General features: G+C 72.5%; 24 protein-coding genes. 16 read left to right on the top strand and 8 right to left on the bottom strand.

The annotated features are described in order from the left end of the window. Positions 1-88: 88 nt before the first annotated feature. The 4 genes from ABTY15_RS21880 to ABTY15_RS21865 all read left to right on the top strand — a co-directional run bounded on the left by ABTY15_RS21880 (position 89) and on the right by ABTY15_RS21865 (position 3298). Positions 89-427 carry a hypothetical protein gene (locus ABTY15_RS21880; RefSeq protein ID WP_350596230.1) on the top strand — a complete coding sequence of 113 codons (339 nt, stop codon included), beginning with the start codon at positions 89-91 and terminating at the stop codon, positions 425-427. 183 nt (positions 428-610) lie between these two features. Then, a complete protein-coding gene (locus tag ABTY15_RS21875; RefSeq protein ID WP_350596228.1) occupies positions 611-1882 on the top strand; it encodes a L,D-transpeptidase in 1272 nt (423 codons plus the stop codon). Between the two features lie 64 nt (positions 1883-1946). After that, the gene (locus ABTY15_RS21870) at positions 1947-2501 is read left to right on the top strand and encodes a SigE family RNA polymerase sigma factor (RefSeq protein WP_350596223.1); all 555 of its coding nucleotides are present in this window, start codon (positions 1947-1949) and stop codon (positions 2499-2501) included. Beyond that, positions 2498-3298: a hypothetical protein gene (locus ABTY15_RS21865; protein ID WP_350596219.1), complete on the top strand. Its 801-nt coding sequence runs from the start codon at positions 2498-2500 to the stop codon at positions 3296-3298. Before ABTY15_RS21870 ends, ABTY15_RS21865 begins: the two co-directional genes overlap by 4 nt. 10 nt (positions 3299-3308) lie before the next feature. On the opposite strand, the gene ABTY15_RS21860 is transcribed toward ABTY15_RS21865, so the two are convergent. Together ABTY15_RS21860 and msrA are read right to left on the bottom strand one after the other, a co-directional pair. Next, positions 3309-3671 (bottom strand): cupin domain-containing protein, encoded by a 363-nt coding sequence (locus ABTY15_RS21860; RefSeq protein ID WP_350596214.1) that lies wholly within the window; start codon positions 3669-3671, stop codon positions 3309-3311. A 117-nt stretch (positions 3672-3788) separates the two neighbouring features. Further along, a complete protein-coding gene (gene msrA, locus ABTY15_RS21855; RefSeq protein WP_350596212.1) occupies positions 3789-4454 on the bottom strand; it encodes a peptide-methionine (S)-S-oxide reductase MsrA in 666 nt (221 codons plus the stop codon). Between the two features lie 169 nt (positions 4455-4623). On the opposite strand from msrA, the gene ABTY15_RS21850 reads away from it, so the two are divergent. After that, complete coding sequence (locus tag ABTY15_RS21850; protein WP_350596208.1) at positions 4624-5778, top strand: cystathionine gamma-synthase; 1155 nt, start codon at positions 4624-4626, stop codon at positions 5776-5778. Positions 5779-5785: 7 nt separating this feature from the next. On the opposite strand, the gene ABTY15_RS21845 is transcribed toward ABTY15_RS21850, so the two are convergent. Further along, entirely contained in the window at positions 5786-6283 is a 498-nt protein-coding gene (locus ABTY15_RS21845; protein ID WP_350596204.1) for a MarR family winged helix-turn-helix transcriptional regulator, read from the bottom strand. 122 nt (positions 6284-6405) lie between these two features. On the opposite strand from ABTY15_RS21845, the gene ilvA reads away from it, so the two are divergent. From ilvA to ABTY15_RS21830, 3 genes are all read left to right on the top strand, one after another. Continuing rightward, positions 6406-7617 (top strand): threonine ammonia-lyase, encoded by a 1212-nt coding sequence (ilvA, locus tag ABTY15_RS21840; RefSeq protein ID WP_350596200.1) that lies wholly within the window; start codon positions 6406-6408, stop codon positions 7615-7617. Positions 7618-7814: 197 nt separating this feature from the next. Next, on the top strand, positions 7815-8891 hold the full coding sequence (locus ABTY15_RS21835; protein WP_350596197.1) for an ATP-binding cassette domain-containing protein: 1077 nt from the start codon (positions 7815-7817) through the stop codon (positions 8889-8891). Position 8892: 1 nt separating this feature from the next. Further along, positions 8893-9750 carry an ABC transporter permease gene (locus tag ABTY15_RS21830; RefSeq protein WP_350596192.1) on the top strand — a complete coding sequence of 286 codons (858 nt, stop codon included), beginning with the start codon at positions 8893-8895 and terminating at the stop codon, positions 9748-9750. A 115-nt stretch (positions 9751-9865) separates the two neighbouring features. On the opposite strand, the gene greA is transcribed toward ABTY15_RS21830, so the two are convergent. Together greA and ABTY15_RS21820 are read right to left on the bottom strand one after the other, a co-directional pair. Next, a complete protein-coding gene (greA, locus tag ABTY15_RS21825; RefSeq protein ID WP_350596189.1) occupies positions 9866-10366 on the bottom strand; it encodes a transcription elongation factor GreA in 501 nt (166 codons plus the stop codon). A gap of 334 nt (positions 10367-10700) precedes the next feature. Next, on the bottom strand, positions 10701-11114 hold the full coding sequence (locus ABTY15_RS21820) for a DUF4307 domain-containing protein (RefSeq protein WP_350596186.1): 414 nt from the start codon (positions 11112-11114) through the stop codon (positions 10701-10703). Positions 11115-11354: 240 nt separating this feature from the next. On the opposite strand from ABTY15_RS21820, the gene mca reads away from it, so the two are divergent. From mca to ABTY15_RS21800, 4 genes are all read left to right on the top strand, one after another. Further along, the gene (gene mca, locus ABTY15_RS21815) at positions 11355-12260 is read left to right on the top strand and encodes a mycothiol conjugate amidase Mca (protein WP_350596183.1); all 906 of its coding nucleotides are present in this window, start codon (positions 11355-11357) and stop codon (positions 12258-12260) included. A gap of 49 nt (positions 12261-12309) precedes the next feature. Then, positions 12310-12501: a hypothetical protein gene (locus ABTY15_RS21810; protein WP_350596178.1), complete on the top strand. Its 192-nt coding sequence runs from the start codon at positions 12310-12312 to the stop codon at positions 12499-12501. Positions 12502-12655: 154 nt separating this feature from the next. Then, the gene (locus tag ABTY15_RS21805; protein WP_350596174.1) at positions 12656-14749 is read left to right on the top strand and encodes a thioredoxin domain-containing protein; all 2094 of its coding nucleotides are present in this window, start codon (positions 12656-12658) and stop codon (positions 14747-14749) included. Positions 14750-14789: 40 nt separating this feature from the next. Continuing rightward, a complete protein-coding gene (locus ABTY15_RS21800) occupies positions 14790-15683 on the top strand; it encodes a GNAT family N-acetyltransferase (protein WP_350596170.1) in 894 nt (297 codons plus the stop codon). Between the two features lie 4 nt (positions 15684-15687). Here ABTY15_RS21800 and ABTY15_RS21795 read toward each other — a convergent pair whose 3' ends face one another. Further along, a complete protein-coding gene (locus tag ABTY15_RS21795; RefSeq protein ID WP_350596164.1) occupies positions 15688-16044 on the bottom strand; it encodes a hypothetical protein in 357 nt (118 codons plus the stop codon). A gap of 67 nt (positions 16045-16111) precedes the next feature. On the opposite strand from ABTY15_RS21795, the gene ABTY15_RS21790 reads away from it, so the two are divergent. Together ABTY15_RS21790 and ABTY15_RS21785 are read left to right on the top strand one after the other, a co-directional pair. Further along, positions 16112-17848 (top strand): alpha/beta hydrolase, encoded by a 1737-nt coding sequence (locus ABTY15_RS21790; protein ID WP_350596161.1) that lies wholly within the window; start codon positions 16112-16114, stop codon positions 17846-17848. After that, positions 17845-18453, top strand: coding sequence for a hypothetical protein (locus ABTY15_RS21785; RefSeq protein WP_350596158.1), 609 nt, complete (start codon positions 17845-17847; stop codon positions 18451-18453). Before ABTY15_RS21790 ends, ABTY15_RS21785 begins: the two co-directional genes overlap by 4 nt. A 6-nt stretch (positions 18454-18459) precedes the next feature. Here the strand turns inward: ABTY15_RS21785 and ABTY15_RS21780 are convergent, their stop codons facing one another. Beyond that, entirely contained in the window at positions 18460-19398 is a 939-nt protein-coding gene (locus ABTY15_RS21780) for a hypothetical protein (protein ID WP_350596153.1), read from the bottom strand. A gap of 256 nt (positions 19399-19654) precedes the next feature. Between ABTY15_RS21780 and ABTY15_RS21775 the strand changes: the two genes are divergently transcribed. Both ABTY15_RS21775 and ABTY15_RS21770 read left to right on the top strand, forming a co-directional pair. Then, positions 19655-20332, top strand: a complete 678-nt coding sequence (locus tag ABTY15_RS21775) for a papain-like cysteine protease family protein (protein ID WP_350596149.1) — start codon at positions 19655-19657, stop codon at positions 20330-20332. Positions 20333-20340: 8 nt separating this feature from the next. Next, positions 20341-21189 (top strand): hypothetical protein, encoded by an 849-nt coding sequence (locus ABTY15_RS21770; protein WP_350596144.1) that lies wholly within the window; start codon positions 20341-20343, stop codon positions 21187-21189. A 99-nt stretch (positions 21190-21288) separates the two neighbouring features. Here ABTY15_RS21770 and ABTY15_RS21765 read toward each other — a convergent pair whose 3' ends face one another. Further along, a complete protein-coding gene (locus ABTY15_RS21765; protein ID WP_350596140.1) occupies positions 21289-21945 on the bottom strand; it encodes a TetR family transcriptional regulator in 657 nt (218 codons plus the stop codon). Positions 21946-21950: the final 5 nt, after the last annotated feature.

Genomic DNA, 21950 nt, shown 5'->3' with positions numbered 1-21950 from the left:
CGCGGCTCCCGGGTGGGGGAGCCCAGGCGGAGAAACGGCAGGGCCGGTCCTTCTCCGAGGGACCGGCCCTTCCCGTACGCTCGCACGCATGACCAGCACTGAAACGACCGGCCAGGACACCCCGCGCTACGTCCGGCTCAAGATCGAGCTCATCGCGGAGATCACCGACGAGGGGGCGCTCAAGGCGGCGGCCCTCCAGCAGGTGGCGGACGACGAGTACCTCGACGACGAGGAGCGGGCCCAGTCCGTCGAGGCCATCGAGGTGGACCCGTCGGGTTCGCTCGCCCACTTCATCGACCCGGTGGCGCTGCTCGGCGACGTCCCCGGTGTCGAGCTCGCCTCGGCGACCTGGGAGTCGGCGCAGACCGAGTTCGACCCCGAGAGCGAGGAGTGGGACGAGTACTCCGTGGAGGAGTCCGCTGAGTGATGACGGCTCGCCGTCACTGCTCGTGAACGCCCGGTCTGCTCGACAGACCGGGCGTTTTGTCCATGTTCGATAGGAAGTTGGGTCATCTCATACGATCGCCTACCCTTCGGTGATGGAACCGTGAACGGGCGGATTGCGTTTCTGTATCCGTAATGCCCGGGATGATCAGCAGGGAGACGCGACGTGACGACACGGGACGGTCAGGGCCGGGCGGCCGGAGGCAACTGGAGCCGGCGCGGCGTGCTCGCGGGCCTGATCGGGGCGCCCGTGCTGCTGCTCGCGGCCTGCAACGACAACAGTGGCGGCGGCCCCGGCGGCTCCGCCGACGGCACCCCGGGCAGCGGCTCCGGCAGCCCGGGCGGCTCCGGGAGCCCGAAGACCTCGGCCGCCGTGATCACCGTCACCCCCGCGGACGGCACGACCGCCGCGAGCTTCAGCGAGCCGGTCAAGGTCACCGTGAGCAACGGCACCCTGGGCACCGTCAAGGTCGTCGACGCCGCCGGCAAGGAGCTGGCCGGCCAGATATCCGCCGACGGCACCGGCTGGACCTCGGCCGCCGCGCCGGTCAGCGGTACCAAGTACACCGTCACCGCCACCGCCCTCGACAAGGACAAGCTGGAGGCGGACGCCAACGCCGCCTTCACCACGGCGACCCCGGCCAACACCTTCGTCGGCTACTTCACCCCCGAGGACGGCTCGGTGGTCGGCGTCGGCATGCCGGTCTCGATCAACTTCAGCAAGCCGGTCACCGACCGCAAGGCCGTCCAGCAGGCGATCACCGTGACGGCCGAGCCGGGCGTCGAGATCGTCGGCCACTGGTTCTCCAGCACCCGCCTCGACTTCCGCCCGCAGGAGTACTGGGCCGCGGGCACCAAGGTCACCCTCAAGCTGCGGCTCAAGGACGTCGAGGGCGCCAAGGGCGTGTACGGCACCCAGTCCAAGGACGTCCGCTTCACCATCGGCCGCGCCCAGACCAGCGTCGCCGACCTCGCCGCCAAGAAGCTCACCGTCACCACCGACGGCCAGGTCAGCGCCGTCTACCAGATCTCCGGCGGCGCCCCCGAGTACAAGACCTGGGGCGGCAAGATGGTCATCTCCGAGCAATTCCAGCAGACCCGGATGAACTCGCAGACCGTCAACCTCGGCAACGAGTACGACATCTCCGACGTGCCGCACGCCCAGCGCCTCACCACCTCGGGCACCTTCATCCACGGCAACTACTGGTCCCCGACGTCGATCTTCGGCAGCCAGAACACCAGCCACGGCTGCGTCGGCCTGGCGGACGCCAAGGGCGCGCAGGACGGCGGCACGGACGGCTACAAGTTCTACAAGTCCTCGATCATCGGCGACGTGGTCGAGGTCGTGAACTCCGGCGACAAGACCGTCGCCCCGGACAACGGCCTGAACGGCTGGAACCTCGACTGGGCCGCCTGGAAGGCCGGCAGCGCCCTCTGACGATCGTCGGAAAAACTCCTCGGACGGACCGAACCTCGCGGTCCGTCCGAGGAGTCAGTTGGGTGTGAATCGCGAGCAGAGACAGCGACAGGACGCCGAGTTCAGTGCGTTCGTCGTGGGGAACGGCCGCCAGCTGCTCAGGCTGGCCGAGCTGCTGACCGGCGACCCCCACCGGGCCTCGGACATCGTGCAGTCCGCGCTGGAACGCGCGTACCTGCACTGGCACCGCATCACCGGGGACGACCCGACCGCGTACGTCCGGCGGATCGTGGTGAACCAGCACCGCGACTGGTGGCGGCGGTTGCGCAACCGCGAACTGCCCATCGCCAGCGCCCCCGACCGGCCCGGCCGGGACGACCTCGCCGAACGGCACGCCCAACAGGAGCTGCTGCGGCAGGCGTTGGGCAGGCTGACCCGGCGGGAGCGGACGGTCGTCGTGCTGCGCTACTACGGCGACCTCGGCGAGGCCGCCATCGCCGCCGAACTGGGCATCGCCCAGGGCACGGTGAAGAGCACGCTGCACCGGGCGCTGTCGAAGCTGCGGACACTTCCCGAACTCGCCGACCGCTCCGGCGGCCCGGCGGGCCTGAACTCGACGGACACCGAGGTGAGGGTATGAGTTTCGAACAGCGGCTCGGCGAGCTGCTCAACGACGAGGGGCCGGACACGGCCGGGCTGCGGCCCGGGCCGATCATCGCCGGGGCGCGCCGCCGCCGGGCCCGGCGCACCGTCGGCATCGTGGCCGCGGCCACGGCCGTCGTGGCGGTCGCCGGGGTGACGGCGGTGACGATGGGCGACGCCCAGCGCGGCGGCGGCGCCACCGCGGCGGTGGCGCTGACCTCCTCGGCCGCCCCGGCCGCGGGGCTCGGGCCGGCCGCCGCCCCGGCGTCGGCCACCGCGAAGCCGTCCGCCACGACGCCGGCCGGGCTGCCGCTCTCGCCGGTGAAGCAGGTCGCCCCCGGCGAGAAGATCGAGTTCGCGGACGGCGCCCGGATGTGGGTCACCGCCAACGAGAAGTGCGACGAGTACCGGGACTCCGGCGGCGGCTGGGGCAACGGCTCGGGCTGCCGGGACGTCCGCAGTGACAACCTGGAACACGACAAGCCCAGCCTCTACGCCCAGGGCAGCTACGGCCCCAAGCAGAACCTGGTGGCCAGCTTCTACCTCGGCCCCACCCCGGCCCGGATCGTCGGCTTCCAGGACGGCAAGCCGTTCCTGGCGACCCTGGTCACCACGCCCGGCATGACCGGCTGGACCGGTTACTACCTGGTCATGCCCGGTCTCCCGGCCCCCACCGGCAACAACCCGCCCGCCAACCCCGCGATCGCGGCCTACGACGCGCAGGGCAAGCTGCTCGCCGCACTCCCAGGCCGCCACGCGGACGGCAGCCGGGAGAACGCCCCGGCCACGCTCTGATCCGGCCAGCTCAGCGCTTGGCGTAGTCCACGAAGCCCTGCCAGTCGAGGGCGACGCAGGGCTCGTCGCCCACCACCCAGGCGTCGTGCCCGGGCGGGCAGATCATGAAGTCGCCGGGGCCGAACTCGGCCTCCTGGCCGTCGTCCATGACGATCTTCATCCGGCCGGAGATCACGTACCCCATGTGCGAGGCCTGACAGCTGTCCGTTCCGGCGATCGGCTTGATGTGCTTCGACCACTTCCAGCCCGGCTGGAACACCGCCCGGCCCACCGGACCGCCGTCCAGGTTGACCAGGTGCAGCTCGCCCATGCCCTCCTCGAACGGGCGGACTTCCTCGGGATCGTCGAAATTCCTGCGGACCAGACCGGACATGGCGCACTCCTCTCCACGAGGGCGGCCCGGCCACCTGCTTGGTGGCCGGGCCGCCCTTGCTGGCCCTTCCAGTCTGCGCCCGGACCGGGGAGCGCTCACCCCGGGCGCGGGCGCCGCTCAGTCCGCGGTGCGGGCCACGCCGATCGGGCAGGACGCGCCGGTGCCGCCGAGGCCGCAGTAGCCGTTCGGGTTCTTGGCGTCGGACAGGTACTGCTGGTGGTAGGGCTCCGCGGGGTAGAACGGCCCGGCCGGGGCGATCTCGGTGGTGATCGGGCCGAGGCCGAGCGCCGTCAGGGCGGGCTGGAAGGCGTCCCGGGTGGCGGTCGCGGCGGCCGCCTGGGCGGGGGAGTGGGTGTAGACCGCGGACCGGTACTGGCTGCCGACGTCGTTGCCCTGGCGGTTGCCCTGGGTCGGGTCGTGCGCCTCCCAGAAGGTCTTCAGCAGCCGCTCGTAGGAGATCACGGACGGGTCGAACACCACCCGGACCGCCTCGGTGTGCCCGGTCAGGCCGCTGCACACCTCCTCGTACGTCGGATTCACGGTGTAGCCGCCCTGGTAGCCGACCAGCGTCGTCCAGACGCCGGGCAGGCGCCAGAACGTCCGCTCGGCGCCCCAGAAGCAGCCGAGCCCGAAGTCGGCCACCTCCAGCCCCTCCGGGTACGGGCCGGTGAGCGGGTGACCGAGCACGGTGTGCGGCTCGCGCAAGGTGAAGCCCGGGGTCTCCCGGCCGGGCAGGGCGCGGTCGGCGGGGACGAGCGAGGTCTTGTGGCGGTTGAACAGCACGGCCTGCTCCAGCGGGGTAGGGAGGGTTGCGCACGGTTCAACGCGGTCGGCGCGCTCCGGCATTCCGGCCGGCGGCCGGCTCCGGCGGCTTTCCGTTTCGGTGGCTTTCCGTTTCGGCGGCTTTTCGTTTCGGCGGGCGACCGGGCGTTCGGCCACTACGCTCGGACCCATGACCGAGCACCAGCTTCCCCAGGGCTTCGAGACCCTCGCCATCCACGCGGGTCAGGAAGCAGACCCCCAGACCGGGGCCGTCGTCACGCCGATCTACCAGGTGTCCACCTACAAGCAGGACGGGGTGGGCGGCCTGCGGGGCGGCTACGAGTACAGCCGCAGCGCCAACCCGACCCGCACCGCGCTGGAGGAGTGCCTCGCGGCGCTGGAGGGCGGCGCCCGCGGCCTCGCCTTCGCCTCCGGCCTGGCGGCCGAGGACACCCTGCTGCGCACCATCCTCAAGCCGGGCGACCACATCGTGATCCCCAACGACGCCTACGGCGGCACCTTCCGGCTGTTCGCCAAGGTGCTGACCCGCTGGGGCGTCGAGTTCTCCGTCGCCAACACCCAGGACCTGTCGACCGTCCGTGCGGCGCTGCGCCCCAACACCCGCGCGGTGTGGGTGGAGACCCCGTCCAACCCGCTGCTGGGCATCACCGACCTGACCGCGCTCGCCGAGATCGCGCACGGCGCCGGCGCGCTGCTGGTGGTCGACAACACCTTCGCCAGCCCGTACCTCCAGCAGCCGATCGCGCTCGGCGCGGACGCGGTCGTGCACTCCACCACCAAGTACATGGGCGGCCACTCGGACGTGGTCGGCGGTGCGCTGGTGCTGGCCGACGCGGGCCTCGGTGAGGAGGTCGCGTACCACCAGAACGCGATGGGCGCGGTCTCCGGGCCGTTCGACGCCTGGCTGGTGCTGCGCGGCATCAAGACCCTGGGCGTCCGGATGGACCGGCACAGCTCCAACGCGGAGAAGGTCGCCGAGCTGCTGGCGCGCCACCCCAAGGTCAGCCAGGTGCTGTACCCGGGCCTGCCCGAGCACCCCGGCCACGACATCGCCGCCAAGCAGATGAAGGCCTTCGGCGGCATGGTGTCGTTCCGCGTGAACGGCGGCGAGGAGGCGGCCGTCGAGGTCTGCAACCGCGCGCAGCTGTTCACCCTCGGCGAGTCGCTGGGCGGCGTGGAGTCGCTGATCGAGCACCCGGGCCGGATGACCCACGCCTCGGTGGCCGGCTCGGCACTGGAGGTGCCGGCCGACCTGGTGCGCGTGTCGGTGGGCATCGAGTCGATCGACGACCTGCTGGCGGACCTCACGCAGGCGCTGGGCTGACCCCGGCCTAGGGCTGCTGGACCTGCTGACCCTGCTGGTCCGCCGTGTACGACTCCATCGCGAGGTTGAAGCGGGCCAGCAGGGCGCAGAACGCGCGCTGCTCCTCGGGCGGCCAGCCGGCCACCAGGCGTCGGGTCAACTCGGCCCGCCCGTCCCGGACTTCGACCAGCCGACGGGTGCCGATCGGGGTCAGCGCGAGCCGCACCGCGCGGCGGTCGGCCGGGTCCTGCACCCGGCCGACCAGCCCGGCCGCGACCAGCGGGGCGACCTGCCGGGTCACCGTGGAGGAGTCGACGCCCAGGGCCTCGGCCAGCGCCTTGACGTTGGCCGGCCCGTGCCGCTCCAGGCGGTCCAGCAGCAGGTAGGCGGCCCGGTCCAGCACGCCGACGCCGCCGCCGGAGCTGCGGACCTGTTCCATCCGGCGGGCGAACACCGCCAGCTGGTACTGGAGTTGGGTGTGCACGGGGTCGGTTCGGTCGGTGGCCTGGGGCGAGGGCGTCGTCATCGCGGCTCACGATCGTCGTGCGGTGAGGGAGGCTCAGGAGCAGCAGCGTACGCGGGCGGGGCGGGCCCGGGAACAGGCCCGGCGTCCCGGATTGCCAGTGCCGATCGCCGTAGGCTGGCGCCATGCACACCTGGCCGATCACCCTCGACGACGTCCGCGGCGCCCAGAAGATGCTCGCCGGGGTCGCCCGGGTGACCCCGATGGAGGGCAGCCGGCACCTGTCCGCGCTGATCGGCTCGCCGGTCCACCTGAAGTGCGAGAACCTCCAGCGCACCGGCTCGTTCAAACTGCGCGGGGCGTACGTGCGGATCGCGGGACTCTCGCCGGTGCAGCGGGCCGGCGGGGTGGTGGCGGCGAGCGCCGGGAACCACGCGCAGGGCGTGGCGCTGGCGGCCGCGCTGCTGGGGGTGCGCTCGACCGTGTTCATGCCGGTCGCGGCGCCGCTGCCCAAGGTCGCGGCGACCCGCGAGTACGGGGCCGAGGTGCGGCTGCACGGCGCCACGGTGGACGAGGCGCTGCAAGCCGCGCAGCGGTACTCGGAGGCGACCGGCGCGGTGTTCATCCACCCCTTCGACCACTGGGACGTGGTCACCGGCCAGGCGACCGTCGGGCTGGAGATCCTGGAGCAGTGCCCCGAGGTGCGGACCATCCTGGTCGGGGTGGGCGGCGGCGGGCTGCTGGCCGGGATCGCGGCGGCGGTCAAGCCGCTGCGGCCGGACGTCCACGTGGTGGGGGTGCAGGCGGCGGGCGCGGCCGCGTACCCGCCCTCGCTGGCGGCCGGGCGGCCGGTGTCGCTGGAGCACTTCGCGACGATGGCCGACGGGATCATGGTCGGCCGGCCCGGGGACATCCCCTTCGAGGTGATCAACACGCTCGCGGACGGCATCCGCACGGTCTCCGAGGACGCGCTGTCGCGGGCCCTGCTGCTGGGCCTGGAGCGGCTGAAGCTGGTGGTCGAACCGGCCGGGGCGGCGCCGATCGCGGCACTGCTGGAGCAGCCGGCGTCCTTCGAGGGCCCGGTGGTGGCGGTGCTGTCCGGCGGCAACATCGACCCGCAGCTGATGCAGCGGGTGCTGCGGCACGGGCTGGCGGCGGCCGGGCGGTACCTGTCGCTGCGGGTGCGGCTGGCGGACAAGCCGGGCTCGCTAGCCGACCTGCTCGGGGTGCTGACCAGGCTGGACGCGAACGTGCTGGACGTCGCGCACGTGCGGATCGATCCGCGGCTGGGGCTGGCCGAGGTCGAGGTGGACCTGCACCTGGAGACCAAGGGGCCGGAGCACTGCGCCGCCGTGGTCGGCGAGTTGCGGGACTCGGGGTACGTCGTCTCCGGCTGACCCGGCCCCGGTCCCGATGTCAGTGGTGTGCGTCGCGATGGCGGAGCCATATCCCTTGACGCGATATATCGCGTGCTGCCAGACTCGCGATACATCGCGTTTCCTGTCCGGCGGGCGAAAACCGAGTCGCCCGCGTGCCTGAATTCGGTGCAGAGTGGGACGGATCGCCCGTATTTCCCGAGGAGATGAGGCAGGCCATGGCGCCAGCCATCCAAGCCGAGAACCTGGTGAAGACCTTCGGTGACGTGCGAGCCCTGGACGGCGTCAGCCTCGACGTCCCCGAGGGCACGGTGCTCGGGCTGCTCGGGCCCAACGGTGCCGGCAAGACGACCACCGTGCGGGTCCTCACCACCCTGCTCCGCCCCGACTCCGGGCGCGCGGTCGTCGCCGGGGTCGACGTGCTCAAGCACCCGAACCGGGTCCGCAGCCTGATCGGCCTGTCCGGCCAGTACGCGGCCGTCGACGAGTACCTGACCGGCTTCGAGAACCTCCAGATGGTCGGCGAGCTCTACCAGATGAGCGCGCGCGCCGCGAAGGCCCGCGCCCTGGAGCTGCTGGAGTGGTTCAACCTCACCGAGGCCAAGGACCGCACCGCGAAGACGTACTCCGGCGGCATGCGCCGGCGCCTGGACCTCGCCGCCGCGCTGGTCGTCCGGCCGCCGGTGATGTTCCTCGACGAGCCGACCACCGGCCTCGACCCGCGCAACCGGCTCGCGCTCTGGGAGGTCATCGAGACCCTGGTCGAGCAGGGCACCACGCTGCTGCTCACCACCCAGTACCTGGAGGAGGCCGACCGGCTCGCGCACGACATCGCCGTGGTCGACCACGGCCGGGTGATCGCCCGGGGCACCGCCGACCAGCTGAAGGCGCAGATCGGCGGCGAGCGGATCGAGGTCGTGGTGCACGACCCGGGCCGGGTGGGCGACGCGGTCGCGGCGCTGTCCGGCTACGCGCTGGGCGAGCCGGCGGTGGAGAAGAACACCCGCCGGATCACCGTGCCGGTCAGCGGCGGCGCGCGCGTGCTCGCCGACGTCATCCGCGAACTGGACTCCCGTGCGATAGAGATCGACGACATAGGCCTGCGCCGCCCGACCCTGGACGACGTCTTCCTCACCCTGACCGGCCACATCGCCGAGTCCGCGGAGGAGGAGAACGGCACCGACGCCAAGGGCGGCGGCCGGGGTGGCCGGGGCAAGGGCCGGCCGGTCGCCGGGGGCGGCGCCGAGGACCAGGACCCGGACCAGCAGGCCGTCGCGGCCGGGAAGGAGTACTGAGATGAGCACCGCCACCGAGCACGCCATCGGCGCCGCGATGCCCACGCCCCGCCGGGGCCTGGCCGCCACCCTGCACGACTCGTGGGTGGTCGCCAAGCGCAACCTGCGCCGGATGACCAGGATCCCGGAGATCGTGGTCTTCGGGCTGATGCAGCCGGTCATGTTCGTGCTGCTGTTCTCCTACGTCATGGGCGGGGCGATCCAGATCCCCGGGACGCAGGCCAGCTCCGACGCGTACATCCAGTTCCTGATGGCCGGCATCTTCGCCCAGACCGTCACCTTCGCCACCGCCGGCGCCTCCGCCGGTATCGCGGAGGACATGACCAAGGGCCTGGTGGACCGGTTCCGCTCGCTGCCGATGGCCCGCTCCGCGGTGCTGGTCGGGCGCACCCTGGCCGACCTGTGCCAGACCGCGTTCACCGTGGTGGTGCTGGCCCTGGTCGCGCTGATGGTCGGCTGGCGGATCCACAACGGGGTGCTCAGCGCGCTCGGCGCGTTCGGCCTGCTGCTCCTGCTCGGCTACGCCTTCTCCTGGATCGGCGCGCTGATCGGCCTCTCGGTGCGCAGCCCCGAGGCGGCCACCTCGGCCGGGCTGATCTGGCTGTTCCCGCTGACCTTCATCTCCAACGCGTTCGTGCCGATCAGCTCGATGCCGGGCTGGCTGCAGCCGATCGCGTACTGGAACCCGTTCAGCGCGACGGTGCAGGCCTGCCGCGACCTCTTCGGCAACCAGGTCGGCCCGGTGGACAGCGCCTGGCCGATGCAGCACGCGGCGCTGGTGTCGGTGCTCTGGTCGCTGCTGATCACCGCGGTGTTCTCCTGGCTGTCGGTGCGCAAGTACCGCTCGGCCGTGGGCTGAACCGACCACGTCCCCGGGGACGGTTGAGGGCGGTCGTGGAGTCCCGTGACTCCACGACCGCCCTCGTCGTGTGGGGGCCGGATGCACCGGCGGCCGGGGTCAGCCGGCGGGCGGGTCAGCCGGCGTGCGGCACGACCTTGACGATCTTGACCATGGCGCCCTTGCCGTTCGGCAGCTCGTAGGTGGCCTCGTCGCCGATCTTCTTGCCGTCGATCGCGCGGCCCAGCGGCGACTGCGGCGAGTAGACGTCCAGGGCGTCGGCGTCGGCCACCTCGCGCGAGGCGAGCAGGAACTCCATGAGGTCGTCCTCGTCGCCGTCGAAGGCGACCGTGACGACCATGCCCGGGGCCACCACGCCCGAGTCCGCCGGGGCCTCGCCGACCTTGGCGCGCTCCAGCAGCTGGGTCAGCTGGCGGATGCGCAGCTCGTACTTGCCCTGCTCCTCCTTGGCCGCGTGGTAACCGGCGTTCTCCTTGAGGTCGCCCTCCTCGCGCGCCGCCTCGATCTTCTGGGCGATCTCGATGCGCCAGGGCCCGGTCAGGTGATCCAGCTCGGCCTTGAGCTGGTCGTAGCCGGCCTGAGTGAGCCAGGTCACGTTCTCACTGGTCTGGGTCACAGGTGCTCCTCGTAGGTGCTGGGGCTGTGCTGAGGGTTTGAGTCGTCAGCAGGGTTGGTGGTGATATCGGTCTTAACTACAAAGCAACGCCCGCTCCCGTACCATCCGGTGCGGAAGGGGCGAAACCACGAGCCTAACAAGTCCCGCCGACAAGCGGGAGGGTCGTTGGCGCGCCATTGACGGCGGCGTTGCGCCAAGGTGTACAGAATGAGGGTCCTGGACGTCCTACGGATGCCCGCTCCCACGATCGAATATGCGCCAGGTACGGGGTCGGGTGCCAGTCATTACCCGACCGGTTCACCCTCCGCCGACGGGCGACCGGGCCCGCGGCCGGTCACTTCGCGGGCGTACAGCCCAGCAGCTCGGCGGTGGTGCCGCGGGCGGTGGTCCGCAGGGTGACCACCGCGTCGTAGCTGGAACCGTCCGCCGGGACGGGGAAGTCGGCCAGGCCGACCACCGAGCCGTCCAGGCCCTGGGAGCGGACCGTGCAGCTGCCCGCCGTCCCGTCGCTCTTGCGCACCGCCAGGTGCAGCTGCACCGCGGAGTCCGAGACCGCCTGGAAGGTCGGGACCGAACCGTTCATCGCCGTCTCGCGCAGCAGGTAGGAGCCGCCCAGCCAGGCCACCAGGCCCAGCCCGAGCACGCCGCAGACCGCGGCGGCGATCTTCAGGCGGCGGTCCGAGTCGCGGTCGCCGCCCCGGCCGTAACGCCCCTCGGGCGGCTGCGGGGTGGTGGTGCGCGTGGTCATCGGCTCCGTCCTCTCCGGGGGGAGGGGCCGCGCGGGTGGTGCGGGGAATGCGACGCTCCTCCAGTCCGTCACTATAGGAGGGGCACGCCCGCGGCCGGTCCGGCGGGGGCGGGGCTCGGCCGTGGCGGCGCGACGTCCGCGGGCCGGCCTTGCGGCGACGCGGTCCCGAAGTGAGCGGTTCGTACGGTGGGCAGACCGGTCTTCGCGGAACGCCCGACGATGTGGAAGGAACGCAAGGCGTTGACTGAGCAGTTGCGACTGATGGCGGTGCACGCCCACCCGGACGACGAGTCCAGCAAGGGCGCGGCCACCATGGCCAGGTACGTCGAGCAGGGAGTGGACGTGCTCGTGGCCACCTGCACGGGGGGCGAGCGCGGGTCGGTCCTCAACCCCAAGCTGCAGGGGGACAAGTACATCGAGGAGAACATCCACGAGGTGCGGCGCAAGGAGATGGACGAGGCCCGGGCGATCCTGGGCGTCAAGCAGGCCTGGCTGGGCTTCGTGGACTCCGGCCTGCCCGAGGGGGACCCGCTGCCCCCGCTGCCCGAGGGCTGCTTCGCCCTGGAGGACGTGAAGGAGGCGGCCGAGCCGCTGGTCCGGCTGATCCGGGAGTTCAAGCCGCAGGTCATCACGACCTACGACGAGAACGGCGGCTACCCGCACCCCGACCACATCATGACCCACAAGATCACCATGCTGGCCTTCGACGCCGCCGGTGACCCGGCCGCCTACCCGGAGGCCGGCGAGCCCTGGCAGCCGCAGAAGCTGTACTACAACCACGGCTTCCCGATGGCCCGCCTGCGCGCCCTGCACCAGTACCTCGTCGACAACGGCCTCGACTCGCCGTACGGCGAGTGGATCGCGGGCTGGGAGAAGAGCGGCCGCAAGGAGCGCGAGATCACCACCCGGGTGCGCTGCGACGACTGGTTCGAGACCCGGGACCGCGCGCTGATCGCGCACGCCACCCAGATCGACCCGGACGGCCCGTGGTTCCGCGTCCCGCTGGAGGTCCAGCGCGAGGTCTGGCCCACCGAGGACTACGAGCTCGCCCGTACCCTGGTCGACGTGGACCTGCCGGAGGACGACCTGTTCGCCGGCCTGCGCACGCCCGCCCCGGCCGCCGCCGGCGCCGACACGCGCGACTGACCCACCCCCCGACGGCCCGGCTCCCCGTGAGCCGGGCCACCATAGAGACATGAGTGCCCCCGTGAACCTCACCCACCTCGCCGCCCAGCTCGCCGTCGACGACGCCAAGGTCACCCCCGGCCTGCTCGGCTTCGTCGTCTTCGCCGCCCTCGGCGTGGCCACCTGGTTCCTGGCCAAGTCGATGAACCGCCAATTCAAGAAGGTCGACTTCGCCGAGGAGCCGGAGGCCCCGAAGGAGTGAGCCGGACGGCCCCGGCCGGGCACTGAGGCGCGGGCCGCGAAGCTGTCGGCGCACGCAGCCGCGAGGGCGCCGGGGCACGAAGGCTCGAAGGCGCCGGGGCGCGCAGCCGCCGGGGCTCCGGTGCGCGGGCGCGCCGATGCGCAAGGATGGGGTCATGCCGAACCGTCTCGCGGACGCGACCTCGCCCTACCTGCTCCAGCACGCCGACAACCCGGTCGACTGGTGGCCGTGGGAGGAGGCGGCGTTCGAGGAGGCGCGCCGGCGCGGGGTGCCGGTGCTGCTCTCGGTCGGGTACGCCGCCTGTCACTGGTGCCACGTCATGGCGCACGAGAGCTTCGAGGACGCCGGTCTCGCCGGGTACCTGAACGAGCGGTTCGTCGCCGTCAAGGTGGACCGGGAGGAGCGGCCCGACGTCGACGCCGTGTACATGGAGGCGGTGCAGGCCGCGACCGGGCAGGGTGGCTGGCCGATGACCGTCTTCCTCACGCCCGACAAGGAGCCGTTCTACTTCGGCACCTACTTCCCGCCGCAGCCCCGGCACGGCATGCCGTCCTTCCGGCAGGTGCTGGAGGGCGTCGACGCGGCCTGGCGGGACCGGCGGCAGGAGGTCGGCGAGGTCGCCGCCCGGATCCGGGCCGAGCTCGCCGAGCGGGCCGCCGTCTACTCGGCCGGCGCCCACCACCCGCCCGCCGAGGCCGACCTGCACCAGGCGCTGGTCACCCTCAGCCGGGAGTTCGACGAGCGGCGCGGCGGCTTCGGCGGCGCGCCCAAGTTCCCGCCGGCCATGGTGATCGAGTTCCTGCTGCGCCACCACGCCCGCACCGGCTCGACGGCCGCCCTGGAGATGGCCGTCCGCACCGGCGAGGCGATGGCCCGCGGCGGCATCCACGACCAGCTCGGCGGCGGCTTCGCCCGGTACTCGGTGGACGCCGGCTGGGTCGTGCCGCACTTCGAGAAGATGCTGTACGACAACGCGCTGCTGCTGCGCGCCTACCTGCACCTGTGGCGGGCCACCGGCTCGGCGTCGGCCCGCCGGGTCGCGCTCTCCACCGCGGACTTCCTGCTGCGCGAACTGCGCACCCCCGAAGGTGCGTTCGCCTCCGCGCTGGATGCCGACAGTCTGGACGAGGAGACCGGGCAGTCCGCCGAAGGCGCCTACTACGTCTGGGAGCCCGGCCAGTTGGTGGACCTGCTCGGCCCGGCCGACGCGGCGACCGCCGCCCGGCTGTTCGCGGTGACCGCCGACGGCACCTTCGAGCACGGCACCTCCGTCCTCCAACTCCCCGTCGACCCCGAGGACTTCGCGGAGGACGGCGGGGACTTCGCCGAGTACGAGGTGCTGCGCGGCCGGCTCCTCGAAGCCCGCGCCCAGCGGCCCGCCCCGGCCCGCGACGACAAGGTCGTCGCCGCCTGGAACGGCCTCGCCATCGCCGCCCTCGCCGAGACCGGCGCCCTGCTGGAGCGCCCCGACCTGGTCGAGGCCGCCGAACGCGCCGCCGACCTGCTGCTCGCCGTCCACCTCACCCCCGACGGGCGGCTGCTGCGCACCTCCCGGGACGGCCGGGCCGGCGCCAACGCGGGCGTCCTGGAGGACTACGCGGACACCGCCGAGGGCTTCCTCGCCCTGTACGCCGTCACCGGCGACGCCGCCTGGCTCCAGCTGGCCGGCGGGCTGCTCGACACCGTCCTCAAGCACTTCACCGACGAGGCATCCGGCGCGCTCTACGACACCGCCGACGACGCCGAGGAACTGATCCGGCGCCCGCAGGACCCGACCGACAACGCCACCCCGTCCGGCTGGACGGCCGCCGCCGGAGCCCTGCTCACGTACGCCGCGTACACCGGCTCGGAGCGGCACCGCACCGCCGCCGAACGGGCCCTCGGCATCGTCGGCGCGCTCGCCGGGCGGGCCCCCCGGTTCATCGGGTGGGGCCTGGCCGTCGCCGAGGCGCTGCTCGACGGGCCGCACGAGATCGCCGTCGTCGGCCCGGCCGACCACCCGGCCACCGCCGCCCTGCGCCGGGCCGCGCTGCTCGGCACCGCGCCCGGGGCGGTCGTCGCGGTGGGCGAGCCGGACGTTGCGGGCGCGCCGGTGGAGGCCGGGGCGGAGGTGCCGCTGCTGGCCGACCGGCCGCTGGTGGACGGGGCCCCCGCCGCCTACGTCTGCCGGCACTTCGCCTGCGACGCGCCGACCACCGACCCGGCGGCGCTGGCCGAGCGGCTGGGCGTGGTGGCGGAGCTGCGGTAATTCGCTGGAGCCGGGTGCCCGGGCGGGGCGACAATGCCCCATGACCTGGACGCTCAGCCGCTCCCTCGACGAATTCCACACCCACGCCGGGGCGTTCCTCGCGGCTCACCCGGCCGAGAACACCGTGCTGCTCACGGTGGCGAACCGGCTGACCGTGAGCGGGCTGGACGCGTTCGGCGGGCCGCCGCTGTTCGGCTGGTGGCGCGGCTCCCCGGCCGGCCCGGTCGAGGCCGCCGTGCTGCAGACCCCGCCGTACGAGCCCCGGCTGTCCGTCATGCCGGCGGCCGCGGCGGTCGAACTCGCCGTCGAGCTCGCCGGATTCGCCGCCACGGAGGCCGGGGCGGTCGGGGCGTCCGAGGCGGCCGGGGTCGCCGGGGTCACCGGGATCTCCGGCGGCGCGGAGGCGGTCCGGGCCTTCGCCGCCGCCTGGGCCGCGGCCACCGGCGCCGGCCACGCCGTCCGGGTCGAGCAGCGGCTCTACCGGCTCGGCGAGCTGACCGACCCGCCGCGCCCGCCCGCGGGCCGCGGCCGGCCCGCCAGCCCGGCCGACCGCGAGCTGGTGATCCGCTGGTACGAGGAGTTCGGGGTCGAGGCCGAGATCGAGATGCCCAACATCCCCCGGGCGGTGGACGACCGGATCGCCGCCGGCGTTCTCCACCTCTGGGAGGACGGCGGCCGACCCGTCTCACTGGCCGGCAACAGCCCGGTGGTCGCCGGCATGTCCCGGATCGGCCCCGTCTACACCCCCGCCGAGCTGCGCGGCCACGGCTACGCCACCGCCGTCACCGCCACCGCCTCGGCCGCCGCCCTCACCCAGGGCGCCACCGAGGTCCTCCTCTACACCGACCTCGCCAACCCGACCAGCAACTCCATCTACCAGCAGATCGGCTACCTCCCGGTCGAGGACTGCCTGATCGTCGACTTCCAGAGCTAGTGGATCACGCGTAGTCGACCCGGTGCCCGCCGACGACCTTCGTGCGGAACGGATCGGCGGCGCCGGTGACCGCGGGCGCCGGCAGGTGATCGGAGTTCACGTACGTCTGGGCGCAGGTGAGGAGATTGCCGCCAGCCGTCTTCATGCCGCCCGCGAGGTCGTCCAGCAGCGCCTTCCAGGCCGTGCTGCACCCCTGCAACGCCGCCCCGCTCTGCCAACCCGGCAGGCTCCCGGCGGCCTTGGCACTCGGCTCGGCCAACTTCGCGGTCTCGTCCGGCACTTTCCCGGCCACCGTGAGCGCGTTGTTGCCCGCCGCCGTCAACTCGCCCGGCTTGACGGTGAATCCGGTCCCCTCTGCCACGGTTCCCCCTTGGGAGTGTAGGTTCGGTCGTGGGCTATGGTAGCTGTGCGTACCGGGGGGAACGCTCATGGTTGACACGGATCGGCAGGCGGGGGCCAACCGCCTCGACCTCGCGAGCCTGAGGAACGCCAGGCCGGAGGACCTGCACACGGCGGCGGACGCCTACGACGCGCTCTACAAGGCGTACGCGCAACACACCGCGGACTGGAAGAGCGGCACCACCGACCGGGTGCACGGATCCGGCTGGAGCGGGCCGGCCGCCGACGCGGCCATCCCCTCGCTGGACGCCACCACCGGCCAACTGCACGCCGCCGAGACCGAACTGGCCGCGATGGGTAAGACCCTGCGGGACTACGCCGACCTCTTCGGGCTCGCCCAATCGAAGCTCCGGCAGGCCCTCTCCGACGCGAGCGCCAAGGGGCTCACGGTGAGCGACAACGGGACGGTGAACTGGCCCGCGCCGACCGGCCCTGACCAGGACGCGAGCTGGGAGGCGAAGCAGAAGACCGCGGCCGAGGACATCGCCAGGAGGATCGGCGCCGCCATCACCGAGGCCAGCACGGCCGATGCGCAACTGGCCGGGCTACTCAAGGGCTTCACCCAGCACGCCACCACCAAGTCGGGGCTGACGCTGGCGGTCGCCGAGGCCGACCAGAAAGCGGCGAGCGGATCGGGCGCGCCGTACCTCCGGGACATGCCGGCGGTCGGGGCGCCGCCGACCGAGGTCAACAGCTGGTGGAACGGCCTGGATCCGGCGGGCCGGCAGTGGTTCATCGACCACCACCCGGAGGCGATCGGGAACCTGGACGGGGTACCGGCGGACGTGCGGGACCGGGTGAACCGAAGGGCTCTGTCGGACCGGCTACTTGCGCTGGACCACCTCGGTCGGCCCAGGACGAAGGAAGAGGAGGCGGAGTACAAGAAGCTCAGGCCCATCCAGGATCGCCTCGAACAGGACGCCGCGTCGAAGGATGGTCGGCCGCACACCTACGTGATCGGCATCGGCACCGAAGGCCAGGGCCGCGCGATCCTTTCCTTCGGAAACCCTGACACCGCCACGGACATCTCAGCTTACGTTCCCGGAATCACCACGGATGCCGACTCACTCGGCCCGGCCAAGCCGGGTGACACGCCCGGCACCAACGAGTCGGAGAACGCGCTGAACGTCTGGCGGGCGGCCAACAAGAAGGTCAGGCCCGGCGGATCGGTGGCCTCGATCGTCTGGCTGGGCTATGACCCGCCCGGTGCGGACCTGGGCGCGACCTCGCCAGAAGCGGCGGCCAAGGGCGCGCCCGCCTACGCGAACTTTGTCACCGGGCTTCGGGCGACCAATGCGAGCGGCCAGTGTCCGCACATCACCTCGGTGGGGCACAGCTTCGGCTCAGTCGTGGTCGGACAGGCGACGAAGATGGCCGCCCACCCGGGGAACTACACACTGCCGGATGACGTGGTGCTCATCGGCAGCCCGGGCATCGGTGTGGACCGAGCCTCGGACCTGCGACTCCCCGGGCATGTCTGGGCCGGCGCGGCGGACAACGATCTGGTCTCCCACGCCGTGTCGGGCCGAGGCATGATTCCTTGGCCCATCGGTGGCCATCCCGACGAGAACTGGTTCGGCAGGGATCCGGCGAGCGAGTCCTTCGGCGCCAAACGCTTCACGGTCTCCGACTACAGCCAGGGAATGAACCTCCTAGGGGCGCACACCAAGTACCTCACTCCGGAATTCGGCGGCCCTTCGCTGGGCAACGTCGCCTCGATCGTCACGGGCAAGGCCGACGACGTCCACCTGGCGGAGGGGCGATGAGGACCGGCTGGACGGTCGTGGGCTCGATCGTGCTGACGGTGGCCATCGGTGCGGTGCTGTTCGCCAACGGGTTCGGACCGTTGGCGTTGGCCGATCGATCGGGCCGGTTGGGGACGGGCGAGGCGAAGGGACGGATCGATCAGGCCTTGCGCGCCACCATGGACGGCGTATTCCCCTCACTCACCTACGCGGGGGCTGATTTCGAGGTGCGCAGGGAACACGACCGCTGGGACGGCGAGCCGAGCATGGTGTCGGACGTCGAGGAAGTCGTCACTGTTCGGACCTCGATCTCGCAGACGAAGCTGCTGACCTTGATGGACCAGGTGTCCCGGGCCTGGACGGCGCTGGGGAGCCGGGTGGTCGATCGATCGGAGCCGGCTGACAAGCACCCGTACCTGCGGGGAGTGGGACAAGTCGGCGGCGAGACGTACCTGACGTTCTCTGCGGAGGCTACCCAGGACTCGACCTACCTGGTGACGTTCAGGGCGGGGGTCGGCGGGGTGCTCTACCAACCCGCCCACGAGTACGAGCCGATGTCCCCGCTCGCCAGAACCCCGTTCTACGCCAAGGTCGATCCGGTCGACGACCCGTACTGGTCGCACTGACCTCCGCTACTCCCAGTCCCACCTGATCCCCAGGATGCACGGCCGCAGCGCCGTCGCCACCAGGTGGACGCAGTGGTGGCCGTCGAGGGTCAGTTCCTCGGTCTCGTAGGGGGCTTCGCCGGGGGAGTGGAGGGCGAAGCGGTGGCAGCGGACGGGGAGGGCGGCGGGGTGGAAGGTGACCTGGAGGACGTACTGGCCGGCGCCGGAGTGGAAGCCGCGGACGTATTCGCAGCTGGGGTGGGGGGACGGGGCGTCGTCGAAGCCGTAGCCGAGGAGGTGGGTGTCGCCGGCGCGTAGGCGGCGGTCGAGGAGGAGTTCGGCGACCAGGAGGTGGTGGGTCTGGTCGCGGCGGATGCGGCCGGGGCGGCAGTTCTCCTCGGCGCGGACGCCGACGCGGGTGATGTCGCAGCCCGGGTCGCCCTGGTAGAGGGCGAGGTAGCGGTCGGTGCCGTCGCGGTGGGCGCGCAGCGCGTGTTGGGAGTCGCGGCGGGCGAGTTGGCGGTCGGGGCCGATGCGGATGCGCTCGATGTGGGTGATGGTGTGCAGGCCGGTGTCGCGCGGGCCGGCGATGCTGGCGAGCAGGTCGTCGACGGCGGTGGCGGGGCTGATCAGGTCGCGGTAGGGGCGTACGGGCGGGGCGTCGGCCCCGGTGGTGGCGGCGGCGCGGCGGGGGCCGAGCAGCCGGGTGAGGGAGTGTTCGGGCAGGTCGAGGACCTCTTCGAGGGCGGCGACGGCCCGGAGGGATTCGGGGCGTTCGGGGCGGCGGCGCCCCTGCTGCCAGTAGCTGAGGCTGGTGACCCCGACGTGGACGCCGCGCAGGGCGAGGTGGCGGCGGATGCGGTGGAGGGTGAGGCCGCGGGCGGCGATGGCGGTGCGCAGGGCGAGGTGGAACGGGCCGGTGCGCAGGGCGGCGGTGAGGTCGGCGTGGTCGCTGCGGTGGATCACGGCCTCCTGGGGGCGGGCGCGGACGGCCTGTCTTGACCGTGAATATTCACATCCGGCCGGTGGTTTGTCACCGGTCCTGGCCCGTCACGCGGGGGTTTCCGGGGTGGCGTTCACACCTGGGACGGGCCGTTCACACCACAACTGGGGCCCCTGCGACGGCCGTTGACCGGATTCGGTCAACGGCGCGATGCTCATGGCGCGATCCGGACCGCGCCCCCCACACAGCACCTCGGCTCGTGCAAGGAGACATTCCCCCATGCCAGTTCCCCCCATACGGCTGCGCCGTGCGGTCTCGCTGATCGCACTCGGCGTGCTGGGCCCGGCGTTCACCGCCGCGGTGGCCACCCCCACGGCCGCCGCCGCGACGCCCGCCGCCGCGACGCCCGCCCCGGACCCGGCCCCCGCCCAGGTCCGCCAGGCCGCCGCGCCCGGCAGCACGGCCGATCTGGCCGGCACGTACAAGAAGCTCAACATCACCATGCAGCAGCAACAGCAGACCAACTGGTGCTGGGCGGCGAGCGGCAACACCATCGCCACCTGGTTCGGCTACAACTACAGCCAGAACCAGTTCTGCAACGCCGCGTTCGGCCGTTCGATCGACTCCAGCTGCCCCAACAGCCAGGCCACGCTGGGCGACGTGCAGAACGGGCTGGACTGGATCGGCATCAACCCGGGTTCGTACGTCACCGGCTACCTGCGCTACAGCACGGTGCAGACCGAGGTGGACGCGAACCGGCCGGTCGAGACGCGCATCCAGTGGAGCTCCGGCGGCGGCCACATGCACGTCGTCTACGGCTACGACACCGGCAACAACTGGGTGTACTGGGGCGACCCGTGGCCGTCCAACTACCGCTACAACTGGGCGGACTACTGGTACTACGTGAACAACGACACGTTCTCCTGGACCCACTCCCTGTACCGGATCGGCGCGTGAGGGCGACCATGACCGACTTCAGCACGGCCCGTCGGGCCGCCGTCACCGCCCTGCTCGCCGCCGGCCTCGGTCTGGCGCTCGCCCCGGCCGCGCACGCGGACGGTCCGTCCGGTGCCCCGGTGCCGGTGCCCGCCGCCGAGCTGGCGAAGGCCCGCGGCGTCGTCCAGGACCCGGCGGTCCTGGACCGGGTGGGCCACTTCTTCGCCCGCAAGGGCGTCCCGCCGACCGCGCAGCTGTCCCTGGGCGCGGCCGACGAGGCGCGGGCGGCGAGCGCGGCCGCCCCGCAACTGGCCGGTGAGACCGTGCCGGTGTACACCCTGGACGCCGGCTTCGTGGCCGGTACCCCGGGCGCGCCGGTGGCGCGGGCCGAGTTCACCGCGAGCAAGGTGGTCGCGACGGACGGCCAGACGGCCTCGGTGTGGACGGTGCGCCAGGGCGACGGTTGGCGGGTCGTCAACATCGCCTCGGGCGGTGACGAGAGCGACTACGCGGCGAAGGCGGCGAGCGGCGGTGGTGGCACCGCGTTCCGCGAGCCGCAGGTGAACGCCTGGTACGTGCTGCGCGACGGCCGGGTGCTGCCGCTGGACGACGAGGCCCGGCGCTCGGTGGGCGCGGGCGGGGTGTCGCTGGCGGCGTACCAGCAGCTGGTGCACCAGCGGTACGGCGACAAGCTGCCCGGCTCGGCGTACGACCGGGCGGGCAAGGGCGGCGGGTACCAGCTGGACGCCGCCCCGGCTGCGGCGGCGGGCGGTGGTTCGGCGCTGCCGGCCGTCACGGCGGCCGCGGCCCTGGGCGCCACCGCGCTGGTGGGCGCGGGTGCGGTCCTGCGGCGGAGGGCGGGCGCCCGGCAGGGGTAGGTCCTGCCCGGCGCGCCCGGCGCGCGACGACGCAGCAGGCGGCGGGGTCCGGCAGACGGCCGGACCCCGCCGTCGTTCCACCACGTCCGGCGGACCGGCTCAGACCCCGGCGAAGCCGCTCTCCAGGACGGCGAAGGTGTGGTCGACCAGGGTCGCGATGTCCTGCTCGCCCTCCGCCGCAGCCCACTGCAGCACGGTCTCGGTGGTGGCGGCGCCGATGGCGGCGGCGGTGATCCGCATGTCGAAGGTGGGTTCCTCGACGCCCGCCCGCCGGGTCAGCGCGACGAGGAAGAGCTCCTGCGGACTGTTGCCGCCCCGGTGCAGCCCGGCGCGCAGCGAGGGGACCTCGGTGACCAGCCGCATCCGGGTGAGCAGTTCCTCGCGTTCGTGCTGGAGCAGTTCGCGGATCAGGCCGATCAGGGCCTCGCGGCAGGAGGTGAGGAACGGTTCGTCGGCCGGCCGGGCCAGCAGGGCCGTGATCATCACCGGGTCGTACTCGTCGGTGAGGACGAGGTCGTCCTTGGTGGCGAAGTACCGGAAGAAGGTGGAGGGGGAGACCTCGGCGGCGGCCGCGATCTGCTCCACCGTGGTGTTCTCGTAGCCCTGTTCGGCGATCAGCCGGTACGCCTCGCGGCGGATGGTCTGGCGGGTCTTCAGCTTCTTGCGTTCGCGCAGCGAGAGCGGCGCCTCCAGCATCGCCTGGACCGGGTTGGCCGGGGCGTTCGGGGGTGCTGCGGTCGGCTGCTCGGGGCTCATGCTGT

The sequence above is a fragment of the Kitasatospora sp. NPDC097643 genome, from assembly GCF_040302625.1.
Taxonomy (GTDB): Bacteria; Actinomycetota; Actinomycetes; order Streptomycetales; family Streptomycetaceae; genus Kitasatospora.
This window is presented reverse-complemented; position numbering and strand designations above follow the sequence as displayed.